This window comes from Streptomyces coerulescens (genome assembly GCF_042657965.1).
Lineage (GTDB): Bacteria > Actinomycetota > Actinomycetes > Streptomycetales > Streptomycetaceae > Streptomyces > Streptomyces coerulescens.
Window position 1 is genome coordinate 141,418 of the sequence record NZ_JBHSKM010000001.1, and the last position, 18,179, is coordinate 159,596.

The following is an 18,179-nucleotide window of genomic DNA, read 5'->3' on the forward strand; positions in this document are numbered from 1 at the left end:
CTCGCCTGCCGACGCCGGTCAGCGCCTTTCAGCCGGCGGCCGACCACACCCGCCGGTCCCGAGCCATCGCGTGCAACGCCTCCACATCCGCCGGCTTCAGCACCCCACCCGTCCGCGCCAGCCCCTCCACCTCGGTGTCCCGGAGAACCCGCACCTCCCGCGGCGACACGGTGACCGCCACGTCGGCCGGGGCGACCAGGACCAGGACGGGACGTACCTCGGCGGTCAGGGCGTAGGACGCACGGTCGGCGTCGGCGCGCACCCGGCGCAGCAACGGATACGCCTCCCGGCGCCCGAGGGCGACCCTCGGGTCGGCGACGGTGACCTTCGCCTTGCGGGCGTACAGCGTGTGCAGCGCGAACAGCCCGCCGGGCCCGATCACCAGGTGATGGATGCGGTCGCCGCCCGGCAGCGGCACCGAGTGCAGCGTGTGCCAGCCCGCGCCGTCCAGCCGGTCCAGCGCCTCCCCGACCGTCTGCTCCGCCGTGAGCGCCCGCCGCCGCGGGTCGGGCCGCAACCGGTGGGAGGGGCCCGGATCCCGGTCCAGGGAGATCAGCAGCGCCTCGCCGGGGCGGTTGGGCGCCAGGTCGTCGTCGGGGTGCAGGGTCAGCCGGGCCAGCTCGGCGGGGGTGGGCACCGGGGGCGGGCCCACCGTCACCGGGCCGGTGATGAAGGGGCCCAGCGCCTCCAGCACGTCCTCTCTGCTCGCGTCGCTGAGCAGGTTGATCCGGCCCGCCTCACGGTCGTACCAGGCGAGGTTGCGCCCGTCGGTGAGACAGACGTAGAGCCGTTCCTGGCCGTGCCGCCAGGTCGGTATGACGCGCAGTCCGCTCATGCACCATCACCCCTCGACCATGGGAACAGGCGGGGTGCTGCGGGGGCAAGAACCCGGTTACCTTTGAGAGGAGTTGGGCACATCCCTGGCGAGGGGTTGGGGAGGCGCCGTTGCGTACCCGCAGGAAGCAACCCGACGTACCTGCTCCGGACAGCCCGTGGAGCGAGATCGTGCCCGGCCTGTGGATGGGCGGGCACGAGTTCCGGGGCCGCTCCGGGCAACTGGAGTTCGCCGTCGTCAGGGACGAGTTCGATCTCGTGCAGACGCTGCTGCGGCTGCCCGGGCACGGCCCCGATCCCGGCGTGGAGCACCATGTGTGGCCGATCCCGGACGGGCCGCTGGACGGCACCCAGCTCGCCGGGGTGATCCGGCTCGCCGAGGCGGCGTGCGAGGCCATGGACGAGGGCCGCAGGGTCCTGGTGCGCTGCTATCACGGCTACAACCGCTCGGGGCTCGTCGTCGCCCACGCACTGGTCCGCCGGAGCCACCCCGTCGAGCGGGCGATCCGGCTGATACGCTCCCGCCGCTCTCCGTGGGCCCTGCACAACGAGCTGTTCGTCGACTACCTCCGGGCCGGACTGTCGACCGCACGGCTCCTGGAAGAGCTCGCCGAGTAGACCGTCGCCCGTCCGCCCACCGGGTGCGCAAAAAGGACTTCCGTACGAATAGGGTGTACGGGCCGACGACACCCCGATCCCCTGGAGAACCGTGCCCCGCAGCCGCCTCACGCGCACCGTCGCGCTCGGTGCCCTGGTCGCGCTGCTGACGGCGGCCGCGACGGCCTGCGGTGACGCCGGGGGCATCCAGGGCGCCGGCCCGACGGAGACCGCGGTCAGCCCGGACAAGCTGTGGCCGGCGCTGACGCCGGCGTCCCGGCCCGCCTATGAGATCGGCGAGGTCGTCCGGGAGGTCGTCAAGGGCGTCACCGTGCCCGAGAACGGCATCCGCGAGGTGAACCCGGTGACCGTCGTCCGCAGGGAGATGGACAGGAGCCGGGGGGACTACCAGGGCGACGCCGCGCAGTACCGCGACACCGGCCGCCTGATGGCGCAGTGCGGGCACGGCGCCGGGCACGGGAAGTGCCCGGTGCTGCGGCCCTACTACCGGGACCTGACCGGCGACGGACGCCCCGAGCTCACGCTCGGCTTCCGGCTGATGCCCGGCAGGACGACCGCGGTGCGTGTCTACACCGTCGAGAAGCACCGGCTGGTGCAGGTGATGAGCTGGGACGACGCCATCAGCAGCGTCGAGCTGGCCGGCCGGTCGGTGATCATTCGGTCGCCCTCCGAGGTCGCCGGGTACGAGTACCGGCTCCAGTGGACCTGGGACGCGGATCAGAAGGCGATGCTGCTCACGCACGACGAGATGCTGCGCACCGGGCCCCGCAAGAAGACGCCCCACCCGTCCCCGTCGCCGTCCGGCTCGCCCTCCCTCACCCCCTCGGCGGGCACGCCATGAGGCTCGCGCTGCCCCGGTGGGCGGGCACGCTGGCCGTGAAGGCCGCCGTCTTCATCACGGTGATGTGCTGTGCGCTGGCCGCGCTGCTCGGCGTCCTCGTGCATGTCTCGGTGACCAATCAGACCGTCGGCCAGGCCCGCGAGCTCGCGCTGTCCCGGCTGGAGGACGCGACGGCGGCGTTCGAGGCCGGGGACCCCACCGGGCCCGGCGTCGCCCTCGACCCGCCGGACCTGCCCGAGCCGCTGCGCAGGCTGGCGGTGTCCGGGGAGCGCGGCACGATGGTCGCCGATCACCAGGGCCGGCCCACGATGTGGGCGGCGGGCCCCGCCGACGGCGAGCGTGCCCTCACCGTCGAGGTGGACTACTCGCAGCAGGCCCGCACCATCGACGGCCTGGACCGGGCGATCGTGTGGTCGTCGGCGCTGGCGATCGGGGTCACGGTGCTGGTGGGCGCGTTCTTCGTGACCCGGGTGACGCGCCGGCTGCACGCCACGGCCCGGGTCGCCCGGCGGATCAGCGGGGGCGACCTGGACGCCCGGGTGGACGACCCCCGTACGAAGGAGGACTCGACCCGGCCGCAGGACGAGGTGGCCGTGGTCGCCGCTGCCCTGGACTCCATGGCCTCCTCGCTGCAGAGCAAACTGCTCGCCGAGCAGCGGTTCACGGCGGACGTGGCGCACGAGCTGCGCACCCCGCTGACCGGGCTGCACGCGGCGGCCGAGCTGCTGCCGCCGGGGCGGCCGACGGAGCTGGTGCGGGACCGGGTGACGGCGTTGCGCACGCTGACGGAGGACCTGCTGGAGATCTCGCGGCTGGACAGCGGGCGCGAGCGGTCCGAGCCGGACAGCGAGCCGCTCGCGGCGCTGGCCGAACGGGTGGTACGGGCGTCCGGCACCGACACCGGGGTCGTCGTCCTGCGGGACGTCGTGGTGGAGACGGACCGGCGGCGGCTGGAGCGAGTGCTGGGCAATCTGGTGGCCAACGCGCACAAGCACGGGCGCGGGCCGGTGTCGCTGACGGTGGACGGGCCGGTGGTGACCGTACGGGATCACGGTGACGGCTATCCGGAGTACCTCCTCGCGCACGGGCCGCAGCGGTTCCGTACCGAGGGCGGTTCCAAGGGACACGGCCTGGGGCTGACCATCGCGTTGGGACAGGCGGAGGTTCTGGGAGCCCGGCTGTCGTTCGCGAACGCGGCGGACGGCGGGGCCGTGGCGACGCTGACGCTTCGCTAGAAGGGCCGTACGGCACGGCACTCCGCCGTGAGGCCGCCGCGCTGGCGCTGAGCCATGCGAAGCGCACAAGACTGACTATTTGGGTAAGTTCCGGACATGACCAAGGCCGGAACCCCCCTGGTGGCAGCGGACGCGCCCGCTCCCGCCGCACCGCTCCCCCGGCGCCGTGGCATCGAACTGGCCCTCATCCTGGTGGCCGTCCTGCTCTCCGTGTACGGCTACTGCGCGGTCGGCCTCGCCCGCACCGGTACCGTCCCGCCGGGCGCCGCCGGATACGGCGCCGGGCTCGGCGTACTGGCCCTGGTCGCACATCTGGCCGTACGCCTGCGCGCCCCCTGTGCGGACCCGTTGCTGCTGCCGATCGGCGTGCTGCTCAACGGCCTCGGCCTCGTCCTGATCTACCGGCTCGACCTGGAGACTCCGGGCGACCGGGCGGCCCCCACCCAACTCGTGTGGTCCACGCTGGGAGTGGCGCTGTTCATCGTCGTGGTACTCCTTCTGCGCGACCACCGTGTGCTCCAGCGCTACTCCTACGTCTGCGTGGTGGCGGCCCTGGTCCTCCTCACCCTCCCGATCTTCTTCCCGTCCGTGAACGGCGCCCGCATCTGGATCCGGATCGCCGGATTCTCCATCCAGCCCGGCGAGTTCGCGAAGGTGCTGCTCGCGGTGTTCTTCGCCGCGTATCTGGCCGCCAACCGCAGCGCGCTGGCGTACACCGGCCGTCGCGTCCTCGGCATCAACAGGCTCCAGCTGCCCACCGGCCGCGTCCTCGGCCCGATCGTCGCGATCTGGCTGCTGAGCGTGGGCGTGCTGATCCTGGAACGCGACCTCGGCACCTCGCTGCTCTTCTTCGGCCTGTTCGTCGTCCTCCTCTACGTCGCCACCGGCCGCACCGGGTGGATCGCCCTCGGCCTGCTGCTCGCGGCGCTCGGCGCGGTGGCCGTCGGGGAGTTGGAGCCGCATGTGCACGGCCGGGTCGAGGACTGGCGGCATCCGTTCGCGTCGATCGCGGCGGGCGAGGGCCCCAACCAGCTCTCCCAGTCGCTGTTCGCCTTCGCCGCGGGCGGCAGCCTCGGCACCGGACTGGGCCTCGGCCACTCGATCCTGATCGGCTTCGCGGCCAAGTCGGACTTCATCCTCGCCACGGCCGGTGAGGAGCTCGGCCTCGCGGGCCTGTCCGCCATCTTCATCCTCTACGGCCTGCTGGTGGAGCGCGGCTACCGGGCCGGCCTCGCCCTGCGCGACCCCTTCGGCCGGCTGCTCGCGGTCGGGCTCGCCTCGATCGTGGCGCTCCAGGTCTTCGTGATCGCGGGCGGGGTGACCGGCCTGATCCCGCTGACCGGTATGGCGATGCCGTTCCTGGCGCAGGGCGGCTCGTCGGTGGTCACCAACTGGGCGATCGTGGCGCTGCTGATCCGGGTGAGCGACAAGGCGCGCAGCAGACTCGGCGTACCCAAGGGCGAGGAGGCGGCCCGATGACCCGGCACATCCGGCACGCCGCGTTCTTCTGCGCCCTGCTGCTGGTCGCGCTGCTCGTCAACGCCACCCGCATCCAGGTCTTCGAGGCCCCGTCCTACGACGACAACATCGCCAACCGCCGTACCACGATCGCCCGTTACGGGCAGACCCGCGGCGACATCCTGGTCGACGGGGAACCGGTCACCGGCTCCCACGACACCGGCGAGCACCTGCGCTACGAGCGGACGTACACGAACGGCCCGATGTACGCGCCGGTCACCGGCTTCGCCTCGCAGGAGTACGGCACGACGTTCCTGGAACACTCCCAGGACGGTGTCCTGGCGGGCACGGACCCGCTGCTCTCCCCGTTCCCGTGGAGCGGCACCACCCGCGACCGCCACCCCGGCGGCGATGTCGTCACCACCCTGCGCCGGGCGGCGCAGGAGGCGGCGTACGAGGGTCTGGCGGGCCGCAAGGGCGCGGTGGCGGCGATCGAACCGTCGACGGGACGCATCCTGGCCCTGGTCTCGGCCCCCTCGTACGACCCGTCCGCCCTGTCCGGCAACGGCGCCTCGGTGACCCGTTCCTGGGCGTCGCTGAACCGGGACGCGGACCGGCCGATGCTGAACCGGGCCGTGCGCAAGACGTATCCGCCGGGCTCGACCTTCAAGGTGGTGACGGCGGCCGCGGCGCTGGACGCGGGCGTGGTCGAGGACCTGGACGAGCCGACCGACTCCCCCGACCCGTACACCCTGCCGGGCACCCGTACCTCGCTGACGAACGAGTCCGAGGGCTGCGAGGACGTCACGCTGCGGAAAGCGTTCGAGTGGTCGTGCAACACGGTGTTCGCACGTCTCGGGGTCGAGACGGGCGTGGACCACATGGCGCGAACAGCGGCCGCCTTCGGCTTCAACGACACAAACCTGAAGATCCCCTACTCGGTCGCCGAGAGCACCTTCGACTCGAAGGTGGACCGGGCGCAGCTCGCGCTGTCCTCGATCGGGCAGTACAACACCCGCGCGACCCCGCTCCAGATGGCGATGGTCGCGGCGGCCGTGGCCAACGGCGGCCAGGTGCGCTCGCCGTATCTGGTGGAGCGCACGACCCGGGCGAGCGGCGCGACGGTGTCGACGGCCGGTTCCAGCCCGTCCCGGCAGGCGATGCGCCCGTCGACCGCGAGACTCCTGAAGGAGCTGATGGTGGATGTCGTACGGGAGGGCACCGGCAGCAACGCCTGGATCCCGGGCGCGACGGTCGGCGGCAAGACCGGCACGGCCCAGCACGGCCTCGGCAACTCGGGCACGCCGTACGCCTGGTTCGTCTCCTGGGCCAAGGGCGACCGCGATCTGGAGCCCAAGGTGGCCGTCGCGGTGGTGGTGGAGGACGCGGACGCGGACCGGGGCGAGATCAGCGGGGGCGGGGACGCGGCACCGATCGCCCGCGATGTGATGGAGGCGGTGCTGAAGTCGCCGTCGCCGAAGGACAGTTGACCCGGGCGACCATGCCCACGCTCTGAGACGAGGCTTGTGCCCGGCCACCCGTCCCGACCTATCGTTCGGTCCATGACGACGACCTCACCCACTCCGGAAGCCGCGTTCGAACTCGCCCAGGTCAACATCGGCCGCCTCAAGGCCCCGCTGGACTCTCCCCAGCTGAAGGACTTCGTCGACAACCTCGACCCCGTGAACGCCGACGCCGAGGCCGCGGACGGCTTTGTGTGGCGGCTGCAGGGCGACTCGGGCGACGCGACGGAGGTGAGCGTCTTCGGCGACGAGTGGCTGATCATCAACCTGACGGTCTGGCGCGACACGAACGCCCTGACCGCGTACATGTACCAGGGCCGGCACCGCGAGATGCTGGCCCGCCGCCGCGAGTGGTTCGAACACGTCCAGGAGGCGATGACCGCCCTGTGGTGGGTCCCCGCCGGCCATCGCCCGACGGTCGCGGAAGCCGAGTCCCGCCTCCTCCACCTGCGCACCAACGGCCCGACCCCGTACGCCTTCACCCTGCGCACGTCGTTCCCGCCCCAGGGGGCGGAGCCGGTACCGGGCGATGTGCCGGAGGGGCTGGGCTGCTCGGTGTAGGGGTCAGGGCTGCGGGTCCGGGGGCTCCGGGGTGGGATCGGAGCCCCGCCGCCGGTGGTTGATCGCGGTGAGGTCGATGTCGATGGGGAACGGGACCGTCAGTTTGAGTCGGTCGTGGAAAATGCCCACCAGGCCGTAATCCTGGAGCGCGGGGTCGAGTTCGTGGAGATGGACGACCGGAAAGCCTTGGTTCTCTTCGACGCGCCAGTAGTGAGGGATGCCCGCCTGGGCGTATTTTCGGGGCTTCACCTCCCGGTCCCTGGCCTCCGAGTCCTCGGAGACGACCTCTGATTGGGAAGCTCGTCCAGGTCATCGGCCGTCCAGCCGCCCTGCGGCGGACGGGCCCACTCGCAGTCGTCGTCAAGCCCGTACTCACGTGCGGCGCTCATGATTGCTCACAGCGATTCGCCCGCTCCATCGAGTGATCAACCATCGAGGCCTTGACCTGCCTCGATCGCCTCCGCCACCTCCGCCACCCGTTCCCGCTCCTCCACCGCGAACCGCTCGGCGTCGAGCTTCTCGGCGATCTCCTCGTCCTGGGCCATCAGCAGATCCAGACTGGAGTCGCCCATCTCGAACACGCCCATGTCGACATAGGCCTGCTGCAGCCGTTTCCCCCACAGCCCGATGTCCTTCACACACGGCACGATGCGCGAGAAGAGCAGCCGGCGGAACAACTGCAGAAACTCCGACCGCTCACTGATCTGCTCCGCCTCGGCCTTCGGAATGCCGAAGTTCTCCAGGACCTCGACGCCCCGCAGCCGGTCGCGCATCAGATAGCAGCCCTCGATGACGAATTCCTCGCGTTCGCGCAGTTCGGCATCGGTCAGCTGCTTGTAGTAGTCCCGCAGCGCCATGCGTCCGAAGGCCACGTGCCGCGCCTCGTCCTGCATCACATAGGCCAGGATCTGCTTGGGCAGCGGCTTGGTGGTGGTATCCCGGATCATGCCGAAGGCGGCCAGGGCCAGCCCCTCGATCAGCACCTGCATCCCGAGATACGGCATGTCCCACCGGCTGTCGCGCAGCGTGTCACCCAGCAGCGACTGGAGATTGTCGTTGATCGGATAGACCATTCCGATCTTCTCGTGCAGAAAACGCCCGTAGATCTCGGCGTGCCGCGCCTCGTCCATCGTCTGCGTCGCCGAGTAGAACTTCGCGTCCATGTCGGGCACCGACTCCACGATCCGCGCCGCACAGATCATCGCGCCCTGCTCACCGTGCAGAAACTGGCTGAACTGCCACGAGGCATAGTGCTGCCGCAGCTCACCCCGCTCGGACTCGCTCATCTTCGCCCAGTACGGCGTCCCATAGAGCGCCATGGCCTCTTCCGGCGTACCGAGCGCGTCGTACGGATCGACCTCCAGCTCCCAGTCGATCCTGCGCTGCCCGTCCCACTGCTTGTCCTTGCCCTTCTGGTAGAGGGCCAGGAGGCGGTCGCGCCCGTTGTCGTACTCCCAGCCGAAACGGGCCGCACCGGCCGCCGGCACCTCCCAGAGAGGTTCTCCCGGATCGTTCGTGTACAGGTCGTATGTCGGCATGTCCGGCAGGCTCACACGTGGTAGACGCGGGGTCAACAAGTCCCGCGCAAGGGATTGACGACCTTGCTGACAGGCAGTCTCATAAGAGTCGGACGACGTACCCCCGGTAACAGAGGTGAGGGACCGATGACGACCCTGACGGAAGCCGACGCGCTGGACGGCCTGCGCGACGCGCTCGGGCTGCTCAAGGACCGCGAACAGGTGGCCGAACGCCTCCTTGCCTCCTCCGCGAAGCACTCCTTCGACCCCGACAAGGAGCTGGACTGGGAGGCCCCCTTCGAGGAGGGCAAGTGGTTCTGGCCCCCGGAGCTGGTCTCGCTCTACGACACCCCGCTCTGGAAGCGCATGAGCGAGGAGCAGCGCATCCTCCTCTCCCAGCACGAGGCAGCCGCACTGGCCTCCCTCGGCATCTGGTTCGAGATCATCCTGATGCAGCTCCTGGTGCGCCACATCTACGACAAGTCAGCGACGAGCGCCCACGTCCGGTACGCACTCACCGAGATCGAGGACGAGTGCCGCCACTCCAAGATGTTCGCCCGACTGATCTCCCACGGCGGCACCCCCTGGTACCCCGTCAGCCGCGCCCACCAGAACCTCGGCCGCCTCTTCAAGACGATCTCCACCACCCCCGGCTCCTTCACGGCCACGCTCCTCGGCGAAGAGGTCCTCGACTGGATGCAGCGCCTGACCTTCCCCGACGAGCGAGTCCAGCCCCTCATACGCGGCGTCACCCGCATCCACGTGGTCGAGGAGGCCCGCCACGTCCGCTACGCCCGCGAGGAACTGCGCCGCCAGATGCTGACGGCCCCGAGGTGGTCCCAGGAGTTCACCCGAGTCACCTCCGGCGAGTTCGCCCGCGTGTTCTCGGTCGCCTTCGTCAACCCCGAGGTCTACACGAACGTCGGCCTGGACAAGCGCGAGGCCCTGGCCCAGGCAAAGGCCAGCCCCCACCGCCGAGAGGTCATGCAGACAGGCGCCAAGCGTCTGACGGACTTCCTCGATGACATCGGGGTGCTTCGAGGAGTGGGACGGCGTCTGTGGCGGTCTTCGGGACTGCTGCCCTAGACATTCGGCGGCGGGCAGGTCGGGGCTGGTCGCGCAGTTCCCCGCGCCCCTGAAAGCAGGGCGTTGCCGGGAGCCTGCACCGGGAAGCACCCGCAGCCGCCGACGGCGTGAGGGGACGTGCCGGGGGGTGTCCGCCCGCAGCGGCGGGCGTCAGGAAACAGCACCCTTCCGAGAAGGGCAACCGCCCGACCGAGGACGGACACCCCGGCGCGGCCCCGACCCCCAACACACCGTCACGCGCCACGCGCACGCCCACTCTGCGCCACAGGCCGCCGCAGGCACCCCCGGCCCCACCGCCGGAGGCTACGCTGCTGGTCATGACGCCCTCGGCCCCCACCCCCGCCTACCGTCGCCTGAGCGTCGAGGAGCGCCGCACCCAGCTCCTCGACGCCGCCCTCGGCCTCTTCGCCCACCGCACCCCCGAGGACGTGTCCCTGGACGACGTGGCGGAAGCGGCCGGCGTCTCCCGCCCCCTCGTCTACCGCTACTTCCCCGGCGGCAAGCAACAGCTCTACGAGGCCGCACTGCGCTCGGCCGCCGAAGAGCTCCAGCACTGCTTCGACGAACCCCGCGACGGCCCCCTCCTCCCCCGCCTCGCCCGCGCCCTCGACCGCTATCTCACCTTCGTCGACCAGCACGACACCGGCTTCAGCGCCCTCCTCCAGGGCGGCAGCGTCGTGGAGACCTCCCGCACCACCGCCATCGTCGACGGCGTACGCCGCGCCGCCGCCGAGCACATCCTCAGCCACCTCGACGTCGCCGACCCCGGCCTCCACCTGCGCATGACCGTCCGGGTCTGGATCACCACGGTCGAGGCGGCCTCCCTGATCTGGCTCGACGAGGGCAAGCAGCCGCCGATGCCGGACCTCCGCGACTGGCTGGTCGACCAGTTCGCCGCGGCGCTCGCCGTCACCGCGTCCCGGGACCCCCAGACGGCCGCCCTCGCGCAAAAGCTCACGGACGACCGATAGCCGGCACAGCTGGGCCGACAGCCGGCACAGCTGGGCCGATGGCCGACACTGTTCCAGTGAAGACCGAAGACACCCCCTTCGAGGGCGGCCCCATGGACGGCCGCGTACTCCCCGTCCTGCTGGGCATCACGAGCCACCCTCCCAAGACGTACCGCATCCCGGTCCCCGACCCGCACGGCGGCCCGCCCACGGTCCTCGTCTACCGCCGCGTCCCGCGCACGCAGGGCGCCCGCCCCGGCCTGAGCCGACGCTGGAAGTACGAGTACGACCCCGAGGGCAAGCAGAGCAGCCGCCTGAAGTGGCCGTGGTCCAAGCCAGACACCACGCCGCCGGGCAAGCCGGACGACCCGGACGAGTGACCTCGCTGCGCCGAACCGCGCACATCCGCCGCGCGAACCCGGCACGACCGTCCGATGCTCACGATGCGGAGCGGAGAGCCCGCCCCGCATCGGAGGTGATGACGTGTCAGGAAGGCTTCTGCGTATGGCGTGTACGGCGGCGGCCGCGACAGCCATCACGCTCTTCTCCCCCACCCCCACCCCGGCGGCCCCCCGGGAACCCTCCACCGCAGAGCTACTGACGGACCTTCAGCAGCTGTACCGGGAGACCGAGCAGGCCACGGAGACCTACAACGCCACCGCGGAGAAGCTGCGAAGGCAGCGCACCGAGGTGGCCCGCCTGGACACCGCCCTGGCCCGCGCCCGCCTGTCCCTGCACGACAGCAGGGGCGCGGCCGGCCGGCTGGCCCGCCAGCAGTACCAGAACACCACCGACATCTCCCCCTACGTCCGGCTGCTGCTGGCCGCCGACCCGCAGCACGCCCTCGACCAGGGCCATGTGATCGGCCGCCTGGCCCGCGAGCGCGCCGAGACCGTCGGCCGGCTGACCGGCAGCGAACACAGGGCCGCCGCCCTGGCCCGCAAGGCCCGCGAGGCCCTCGACGGCCAACTCGTGCTCGCCGAACGCCAGAAGAAGGACCGGGACTCCGTCCTGCGGCAGCTGCGCAAGGTGGAGAAACTCCTGTCGTCCCTCAGCCCCGAGCAGCTCGCCGCGGTGGCCCAGCTGGAGAACGAGGACACGGCCGAGGCCCAGCGGGCCCTGCTCGCCTCCGGCGCACTCGCCCACGACGACCAGAAGCCGTCCTCCGAGGGTGCCCGGGCGATCCGCTACGCCAAGCAACAGCTCGGAAAGCCCTACGAGTGGGGCGCGGAGGGCCCGAAGGCCTACGACTGCTCGGGCCTGACGTCGAAGGCGTGGGCGCACGCCGGAACGCGCATCCCGCGCACCAGCCAGGAGCAGTGGGCACGGCTCGACCACGTCCCGCTGGCCGAGCTGCGCCCCGGCGACCTGGTCGTCTACTTCCCGGACGCCACGCACGTGGCCCTCTACGTGGGCGAGGGCAAGGTGGTCCAGGCGCCGCGCACCGGGGAGAAGATCAAGATCTCCCCGATCGCCTCGAACCCGGTCCTGGGCGCCGTACGCCCGAAGGTCACGCCCCAGCGACCTCAGCAAGATAAGCCGCGGTCTTCTCCGGATCGTAGAAGTAGTTCTCGAAGTCAGCAGGGTCGTTGAACCCGTTGGCGAAACGGTCGGCGACCGGCTGCAGCTGACCGGCTGCGCCGATCAGGTTGAGGATGTGCTCCGGCGGCGGCGCCAGCATGGCGTTGGTCCACTTGGTGACGTGCTGCGCGGTGTCCCAGTACCGGTCGAACGTGGCCCGCATCCAGGTCTCGTCGAACTCCTTGTCCCCGTGTTCCAGGATCGAGGAGAGGTAGGCGGCGGCGCACTTGGACGCCGAGTTGGAGCCCTGCCCGGTGATCGGGTCGTTGGCGACGACGACGTCCGCGACACCCAGCACGAGCCCGCCGCCGGGGAGCCGCCCGACCGGGTTGCGCACCGTCGGCGCGTACCGTCCGCTGAGCACGCCGCCGGCGTCCGTGAGCTCGGCCTTGGTGGCGCGGGCGTACTCCCACGGCACGTACCGCTCCATGAGTCCCAGGGTCAGGGAGAGGTGCTCGGCCGGGTCCTTCACGCCGTTGAAGACGTCGAGCGGGCCGCCGGGTATGCCCTCCCAGAACAGGATGTCGGCGCGCCCCGAGGTCGTCAGGGTGGGCATGACGAACAGCTCGCCGACGCCGGGGACGAGGTTGCAGCGGACGCCCTCGGTGTCCGGGTGCTCCGGACGTGGGCCCAGGCCGTGAACGTAGGACACGGCCAGCGCGCGCTGCGGCTCGCTGTACGGGGATCGCTCCGCGTCCCGCCCGAACATCTGGACGAGCTCGCCCTTGCCCGCCGACACCAGCACCAGGTCGTACGTACGGGAGAAGTAGTCGAGGTCGCCGACTGCCGCGCCGTGGATGACCAGCTGGCCGCCGCGCTGGGCGAACGTCTCCATCCAGCCGGCCATCTTCACGCGCTGGTCGACGGACTGCGCGAACCCGTCGAAGCGCCCGAGCCAGTCGATCGCGCGGGCCGCGGGACCCTCGCTCCAGGAGCCGGGAGCCGCGACGGAGACGCCGAGTCCTTCGATCTTCGGGGCCTGGGACTCCCAGAAGTTCAGCTGGAGGTCGCGCTCGTGCTGGAGCGCCGTGTGGAACATGCACTGCGTGGACATGACCCGGCCGGAGCGGATCTCGTCCGCCGTCCGGTTGGACATCAGGGTGACCTCGTACCCGTTCGACTGGAGTCCGAGGGCGATCTGGAGTCCGGACTGGCCGGCTCCGACGACGAGTATCTTCCGCATCCGGGGCTGTTCTCCTACTCGGGGGTTTCGTCCAGCGCGTGACCGACGAGGCTCAGGAGGGTCTCGATCACCGAGATCCGGCGCCGCGCATCCATGATCATTACAGGTATGTGCGCGGGGATCGTCAACGCCTCCCGCACGTCCGCCGGTTCGAACAGCTCGCTGCCGTCGAAGTGGTTGACCGCGACGACGTACGGCAGCCCGCAGCTCTCGAAGTAGTCCAGCGCCGGGAAGCAGTCCTTGAGCCGGCGGGTGTCGGCCAGGACGACCGCCCCGATCGCGCCGCGCACCAGGTCGTCCCACATGAACCAGAACCGCTGCTGGCCCGGCGTGCCGAACAGGTAGAGCACCAGGTCGTCGTCGAGCGTGAGGCGGCCGAAGTCCATGGCCACGGTGGTGGTGAGCTTGCCGGGCGTGGCGGTGAGGTCGTCGGTCTCCTCGCTCGCCTCGGTCATCAGCGCCTCGGTCTGCAGGGGCGTGATCTCCGAGACGGCGGTGACCAGCGTGGTCTTGCCGACGCCGAAGCCACCGGCCACGACTATCTTCGTGGCGATGGGGGCCCGGGTGCGGTCCGTCTGCCAGGACTTCAGATCCTCGTCAGTGGCTTCACCGGTGTTCTCAAAGACGACGGAGTCCACTCAGCACCCTTTCCAGCAGAGCGCGGTCCGGCCGGCCCGTGCCGTGGCCGGTTCCCGTGCCGTACACCCGGATCTTTCCCTGGTCCGCGAGGTCGCTGAGCAGCACGCGGACCACGCCGAGCGGCATCTTCAGCAGCGCGGCGATCTCGGCCACCGTGCGCATACGGCGGCACAGTTCGACGATGGCCTGCAGCTCCGGCATCACCTTGGTGCTGAGGGAACCCTGCGTCAGTTCCCTGCGCTCCCCGGGAGCCTCCAGGGCCGCCACGAACGTCTCCACGAGGAGGACGTGGCCGAACCGGGTACGGCCGCCGGTGAGCGAGTAGGGCCGTACGCGGGCGGGCTTTCGGTCACCGCCGCGGACGGGGAGCTGGGGCCTGTTCTTCGGGGCGTTGCTCATCGGGTACTCCCTGCCGAGGCGTCCTCCAGCGACTTCCGTAGCTCGCTGCGGAGTTCGGGGGTGAGGACATGGCCGGCCCGGCCGACGAAGAGCGCCATGTGGTACGCCACCACGCTCATGTCGCAGTCCGCGGAGCCGTGCACTCCGAGCAGCGAGCCGTCGCTGATGGACATCACGAACAGGCTGCCCTCCTCCATCGCGACCATCGTGTGTTTCACGTCGCCGAACTGGATCAGCTTGGCCGCGCCGATGGTGAGGCTGCCGATGCCGGAGACGATGGTGGCGAGGTCGGCGGACGATCCTCGGGGGCCCCTGGGCCGGGGGGACTTGGACCGGGCCGCGTCGTTTCTGTCCGGGTCGGAGGAGAGCAGGAGCAGGCCGTCGGAGGAGACCACCGCCACTGACTGGATGCCCGGCACCTCCTCGACCAGGTTCGTCAGCAGCCAGTGCAGGTTGCGGGCTTCACTGCTCAGTCCGAAGGTACTGGGCGCGGTCAACTGCTTGCCTCCTCGACAGTGCCCCCCGTGGCTTGCTCGGATACGGCCGGTTCGGCGTCCGGCGCCTTGTTCTGGGCCGTCTGTTCGGCGATCTCCGCCGCTACGTCGCGGTAGCCGGCCTGGGCGCCCTGGCGGAAGCCGCCGAGTCTCCTGCGGAGGGCTTCGGCGTCCACGGTGCCGGTTCGGCTGCGCGGCTGCTGGGCGGGGGCGGTGATCTTGGGGGTGCGCTTGGGGAGGCCCTTGTCGGTGAGCTGGTCCTCGTCCGGGGTGCGGGTGTGCTCCGCCTCGGCTGCGCCTTCGGCATATCGGTTCCCACCCGCACCACCCGTGCGACTTTCGTCGTCGAGTGCGGGTGGCCCCAGTGGGGCGTCCTCACCATCGGCGACCGCACGCCCATCGGTCGACCGCACCGGGAGGTCGACCGCGGGCCGCACCGGGAGGCCACCCGTGGGCTGCACGGGGAAGTCGGCCGTGGGCCGCAACGGGTCCTCGCTGGGCTGGACCGGGACCTCGGCCGTGGACCGCAACGGGTCCTCGGTGGGCTGGACCGGGACCTCGGCCGTGGACCGCAACGCATCCTCGGTGGGCTGGACAGGGCCCTCGGCCGTGGGCTGCGCCGGGATCAGCAGTTCCATCGTGGTCTCGGCAGGGTGCTCGCGCTCCTGCTCGGTCTCGATGGCCGGGTCGACACGCTTGGCCTCCGACGCGCCCTCGTCGGCACCCGTGAACTCCTGCACGGCGTCGTCCGCGCTCGCGGTCGACCCACGTACCGCCGTGTCCGCGCTCGCGCTCGACCGACGTACCGGCCCGTCCGCGCCAAGGCTCACCCCCCGTACCGGCCCGTCCGCGCTCGCGGTCGAGTCCCGTGCCGGATTCTCGGTGGGCTTCTGTACCGGCTCCTCGGTCGGCTCCCGTACCGGCTGCTCGGCGTCCTCCGTCTCCCGTACCGCGCGTTCCGCCATGGCCACCAGCGGGTCGGTGTCCTTCGTGCGGGCGTGGAGGACGTTGGAGTTGGCCTCCGCGTCGGCGCCCGGGAGGGAGAAGGCGGGGGCGGTGGTGTGGTGCGGGGTGTCCGAGGGGACCGCTGCCGTGGGGGCGGGTGCCAGCAGGTTCTTGGGGAGGACGGCGACCGCCGCGATCCCGCCCTGCTTCTGCTCGCGGAGCTGGACGCGGACGCCGTGCCGGTGGGCGAGGCGTGCGACGACGTAGAGGCCGAGGCCCAGGCCCTCGTCGCCCTCCTGGTCGTAGGACGCCTCGGGGTCGAAGTCGGAGAGGCGGGAGTTGAGGCGGGTGAGGCGGTCGGCCGTCATGCCGATGCCCTCGTCCTGGACGGAGAGCATGACCTCGCCGTTCTCCAGCAGCCAGCCGGAGATCTCGACGGGCAGGTCGGGCGGGGAGAACGACGTGGCGTTCTCCATCAGCTCGGCCAGGAGGTGGGAGAGGTCGTCGGCGGCGAACCCGGCGACGTGCGCGTGCGGCGGGAGCGCGGCGATGCGGACACGCTCGTAGCGCTCGATCTCGCTGACCGCGGCCCGTACGACGTCGACCAGCGGGACCGGTCCCGCGTGCTGCTGGACATGCTCGGTGCCGGCCAGCACGAGGAGGTTCTCGCTGTGCCGGCGCATGACCGTGGCGAAGTGGTCGAGCTTGAAGAGGGTGGCGAGCCGCTCGGGGTCCTGCTCGCGCTCCTCCAGGCCCTCGATGACGGCGAGCTGGCGCTCGACCAGGCCGAGGGTGCGCAGGGCCAGATTGACGAACGAGCCGCCGATGCTGTCCCGCAGCCGCTCCAGCTGGGCGGCGGACTCACCGAGTTCGGCACGCAGCCCCTCGCGGGCGTCGGCCATCTTCTGCCGCTGCCCGACCAGGTGCTTGCGGTCGGACTCCAGGGTGCCGATGCGCTCGTGCAGGGCGACGGCGTGCGCGTGCAGGGCGTTGACGGAGTTGACGACCTGCGCGAACTCGTCCTTGCGCCCCGTGAACTTGACGGGCTCCTCCGCGGCCGGGTCCTCGGCCGTCGCGAGCCGGGCGGAGCCGAGCCGCAGCACGGCGAGGGGCCGGGTGAGGCTGCGGGCCATGCCGGTGGCGACGCCGACGGCGAGCAGCATCAGCGCGCCGATGACGGCGATGCGGATCTCCAGCGCGGTGACGTCGTCGTCGCGGAGCTGCTCCAGGGCCTTGGTGCGGCGGTCGTAGAGCGCGGACTCGGCGCCGCGCATCGAATCGACGCGGGCGGAGAGCGCGGCCTCGGCACGCTCGGTGTTCGTGGCGAGGTCCCGGTCGGAGAGCGTGGCCTGGTCGGTGAGGGAGGCGAGATACCGCTCGGCCGTGTCGACCTCGGGGCCGGTGACCGTGGAGTCGTACGACGTGCGCGCGCTCTTGGGAGCGGTGTCGCGGAAGTCGTCGAGGGCGGCGTCGGAGCGCAGCCGGGCCTGCTGGGCGGCGGCGCTGAGCGCGGCGCGCTGCTTGGCGTCGGCGCCCGAGGAGGTCTCCTGGGTGGTGGCGAGGCCGGTGACCGGGTCGATGACGGTCTCGGTGGTGGTCGGCACGCTGAGCGCGGCGAGCAGCAGCCCGCGGACGGCGGCGGCCTGCTGTACGGCGGAGTCCAGCTCGGCGAGCGCGTGGGCCCCGCCGCCCGCCCGCGGCGGCATCTGCTCGGCCAGCCGCTCGGCGAGCCGGTGGAGTTCGGTGATGGCGACCGAGTAGGCCTCGTGCGACTCCAGCGCGGTGCTCTTGCCGGTGAGCGAGGAACGGCGCAGGGCCGCGATGCCGTCGAGGTCCTCGCGCAGCGAGGCGGGGGCGTCGGTGTCGGCGCGCAGTTCCTCGACCTGCCGGTCGACGCGAGCGCTGCGTTGCTCGCTGGGCGCCTTGGACTTGGGGCGGCCGGCGGCGATGTAGGAGGTGACCTCGTCGCGCTCGTCGGCGAGGGAGTGCGCGAGGGTGAGCGCGTCCTCGGTCCGCTCGGCGAGGGTCACCAGTGCCTGGGAGTCGTGCAGTTGTCCCGAGGCGGCGACGATCGAGGGGACGCCGGCGCCGGCGATGGCGGCGGCGACGACCGCCACGGCGACGATCAGCCGGTTCCGTACGTGGGTCGGGCGCCCCTTGCCGGCGGGCGCGATGTCGGCGGAGGTGCCGGGAGCGGGCTGCGCGCCCCCCGCGGAGGCCGTCTGCTTGCCTGAGCGACGTGGCCGCATCTTCTGCACCGGTGCTCGCATTCCTGACTCGTGATACCCATGGGTCCGGATGACGCCTCGTCAACT

General features: G+C 71.3%; 18 protein-coding genes. 10 read left to right on the forward strand and 8 right to left on the reverse strand.

The genetic code is table 11. The annotated features are described in order from the left end of the window. Positions 1-28: 28 nt before the first annotated feature. Positions 29-835: a nuclease-related domain-containing protein gene (locus ACFPQ9_RS00615; RefSeq protein ID WP_380844689.1), complete on the reverse strand. Its 807-nt coding sequence runs from the start codon at positions 833-835 to the stop codon at positions 29-31. A 110-nt stretch (positions 836-945) separates the two neighbouring features. Between ACFPQ9_RS00615 and ACFPQ9_RS00620 the strand changes: the two genes are divergently transcribed. From ACFPQ9_RS00620 to ACFPQ9_RS00645, 6 genes are all read left to right on the forward strand, one after another. After that, positions 946-1,452: a protein-tyrosine phosphatase family protein gene (locus ACFPQ9_RS00620; RefSeq protein WP_380844692.1), complete on the forward strand. Its 507-nt coding sequence runs from the start codon at positions 946-948 to the stop codon at positions 1,450-1,452. Positions 1,453-1,543: 91 nt separating this feature from the next. Beyond that, positions 1,544-2,293, forward strand: a complete 750-nt coding sequence (locus tag ACFPQ9_RS00625) for a hypothetical protein (RefSeq protein ID WP_380844695.1) — start codon at positions 1,544-1,546, stop codon at positions 2,291-2,293. Then, positions 2,290-3,528 carry an ATP-binding protein gene (locus ACFPQ9_RS00630; RefSeq protein WP_380844698.1) on the forward strand — a complete coding sequence of 413 codons (1,239 nt, stop codon included), beginning with the start codon at positions 2,290-2,292 and terminating at the stop codon, positions 3,526-3,528. The genes ACFPQ9_RS00625 and ACFPQ9_RS00630 overlap by 4 nt, the downstream gene beginning before the upstream one ends. Before the next feature lie 96 nt (positions 3,529-3,624). After that, entirely contained in the window at positions 3,625-5,007 is a 1,383-nt protein-coding gene (locus ACFPQ9_RS00635; protein ID WP_380844701.1) for an FtsW/RodA/SpoVE family cell cycle protein, read from the forward strand. Further along, positions 5,004-6,476 (forward strand): penicillin-binding transpeptidase domain-containing protein, encoded by a 1,473-nt coding sequence (locus tag ACFPQ9_RS00640; protein WP_380844704.1) that lies wholly within the window; start codon positions 5,004-5,006, stop codon positions 6,474-6,476. Before ACFPQ9_RS00635 ends, ACFPQ9_RS00640 begins: the two co-directional genes overlap by 4 nt. A gap of 72 nt (positions 6,477-6,548) precedes the next feature. Next, complete coding sequence (locus ACFPQ9_RS00645) at positions 6,549-7,070, forward strand: DUF3291 domain-containing protein (protein ID WP_380844707.1); 522 nt, start codon at positions 6,549-6,551, stop codon at positions 7,068-7,070. Positions 7,071-7,073: 3 nt separating this feature from the next. Here the strand turns inward: ACFPQ9_RS00645 and ACFPQ9_RS44665 are convergent, their stop codons facing one another. Both ACFPQ9_RS44665 and ACFPQ9_RS00655 read right to left on the reverse strand, forming a co-directional pair. Further along, positions 7,074-7,319: a hypothetical protein gene (locus tag ACFPQ9_RS44665; RefSeq protein ID WP_465269552.1), complete on the reverse strand. Its 246-nt coding sequence runs from the start codon at positions 7,317-7,319 to the stop codon at positions 7,074-7,076. 176 nt (positions 7,320-7,495) lie between these two features. After that, positions 7,496-8,608: a ferritin-like domain-containing protein gene (locus ACFPQ9_RS00655; protein WP_380844710.1), complete on the reverse strand. Its 1,113-nt coding sequence runs from the start codon at positions 8,606-8,608 to the stop codon at positions 7,496-7,498. Positions 8,609-8,734: 126 nt separating this feature from the next. Here ACFPQ9_RS00655 and ACFPQ9_RS00660 point away from each other — a divergent pair, with 126 nt between their 5' ends. The 4 genes from ACFPQ9_RS00660 (at position 8,735) to ACFPQ9_RS00675 (ending at position 12,216) form a co-directional block, all read left to right on the forward strand. Next, a complete protein-coding gene (locus ACFPQ9_RS00660; protein ID WP_380844713.1) occupies positions 8,735-9,673 on the forward strand; it encodes an AurF N-oxygenase family protein in 939 nt (312 codons plus the stop codon). A 317-nt stretch (positions 9,674-9,990) separates the two neighbouring features. Continuing rightward, positions 9,991-10,644, forward strand: coding sequence for a TetR/AcrR family transcriptional regulator (locus ACFPQ9_RS00665; RefSeq protein WP_380844716.1), 654 nt, complete (start codon positions 9,991-9,993; stop codon positions 10,642-10,644). Between the two features lie 56 nt (positions 10,645-10,700). Beyond that, a complete protein-coding gene (locus ACFPQ9_RS00670; RefSeq protein WP_380844719.1) occupies positions 10,701-11,003 on the forward strand; it encodes a hypothetical protein in 303 nt (100 codons plus the stop codon). A gap of 103 nt (positions 11,004-11,106) precedes the next feature. Beyond that, positions 11,107-12,216, forward strand: a complete 1,110-nt coding sequence (locus ACFPQ9_RS00675; RefSeq protein ID WP_380844722.1) for a C40 family peptidase — start codon at positions 11,107-11,109, stop codon at positions 12,214-12,216. On the opposite strand, the gene ACFPQ9_RS00680 is transcribed toward ACFPQ9_RS00675, so the two are convergent. The 5 genes from ACFPQ9_RS00680 to ACFPQ9_RS00700 are packed head-to-tail and all read right to left on the reverse strand — an operon-like array spanning position 12,134 to position 18,122. Continuing rightward, positions 12,134-13,387: a styrene monooxygenase/indole monooxygenase family protein gene (locus tag ACFPQ9_RS00680; RefSeq protein ID WP_380844725.1), complete on the reverse strand. Its 1,254-nt coding sequence runs from the start codon at positions 13,385-13,387 to the stop codon at positions 12,134-12,136. The two genes, ACFPQ9_RS00675 and ACFPQ9_RS00680, sit on opposite strands and share 83 nt — an antisense overlap. 14 nt (positions 13,388-13,401) lie before the next feature. Then, the gene (locus ACFPQ9_RS00685; RefSeq protein WP_380844728.1) at positions 13,402-14,025 is read right to left on the reverse strand and encodes a GTP-binding protein; all 624 of its coding nucleotides are present in this window, start codon (positions 14,023-14,025) and stop codon (positions 13,402-13,404) included. Beyond that, on the reverse strand, positions 14,006-14,425 hold the full coding sequence (locus ACFPQ9_RS00690; protein ID WP_380844731.1) for a DUF742 domain-containing protein: 420 nt from the start codon (positions 14,423-14,425) through the stop codon (positions 14,006-14,008). The genes ACFPQ9_RS00685 and ACFPQ9_RS00690 overlap by 20 nt, the downstream gene beginning before the upstream one ends. Further along, positions 14,422-14,922 carry a roadblock/LC7 domain-containing protein gene (locus ACFPQ9_RS00695; RefSeq protein WP_380844734.1) on the reverse strand — a complete coding sequence of 167 codons (501 nt, stop codon included), beginning with the start codon at positions 14,920-14,922 and terminating at the stop codon, positions 14,422-14,424. Before ACFPQ9_RS00695 ends, ACFPQ9_RS00690 begins: the two co-directional genes overlap by 4 nt. Then, positions 14,919-18,122 carry a sensor histidine kinase gene (locus tag ACFPQ9_RS00700; RefSeq protein ID WP_380844737.1) on the reverse strand — a complete coding sequence of 1,068 codons (3,204 nt, stop codon included), beginning with the start codon at positions 18,120-18,122 and terminating at the stop codon, positions 14,919-14,921. Before ACFPQ9_RS00700 ends, ACFPQ9_RS00695 begins: the two co-directional genes overlap by 4 nt. Positions 18,123-18,179: the final 57 nt, after the last annotated feature.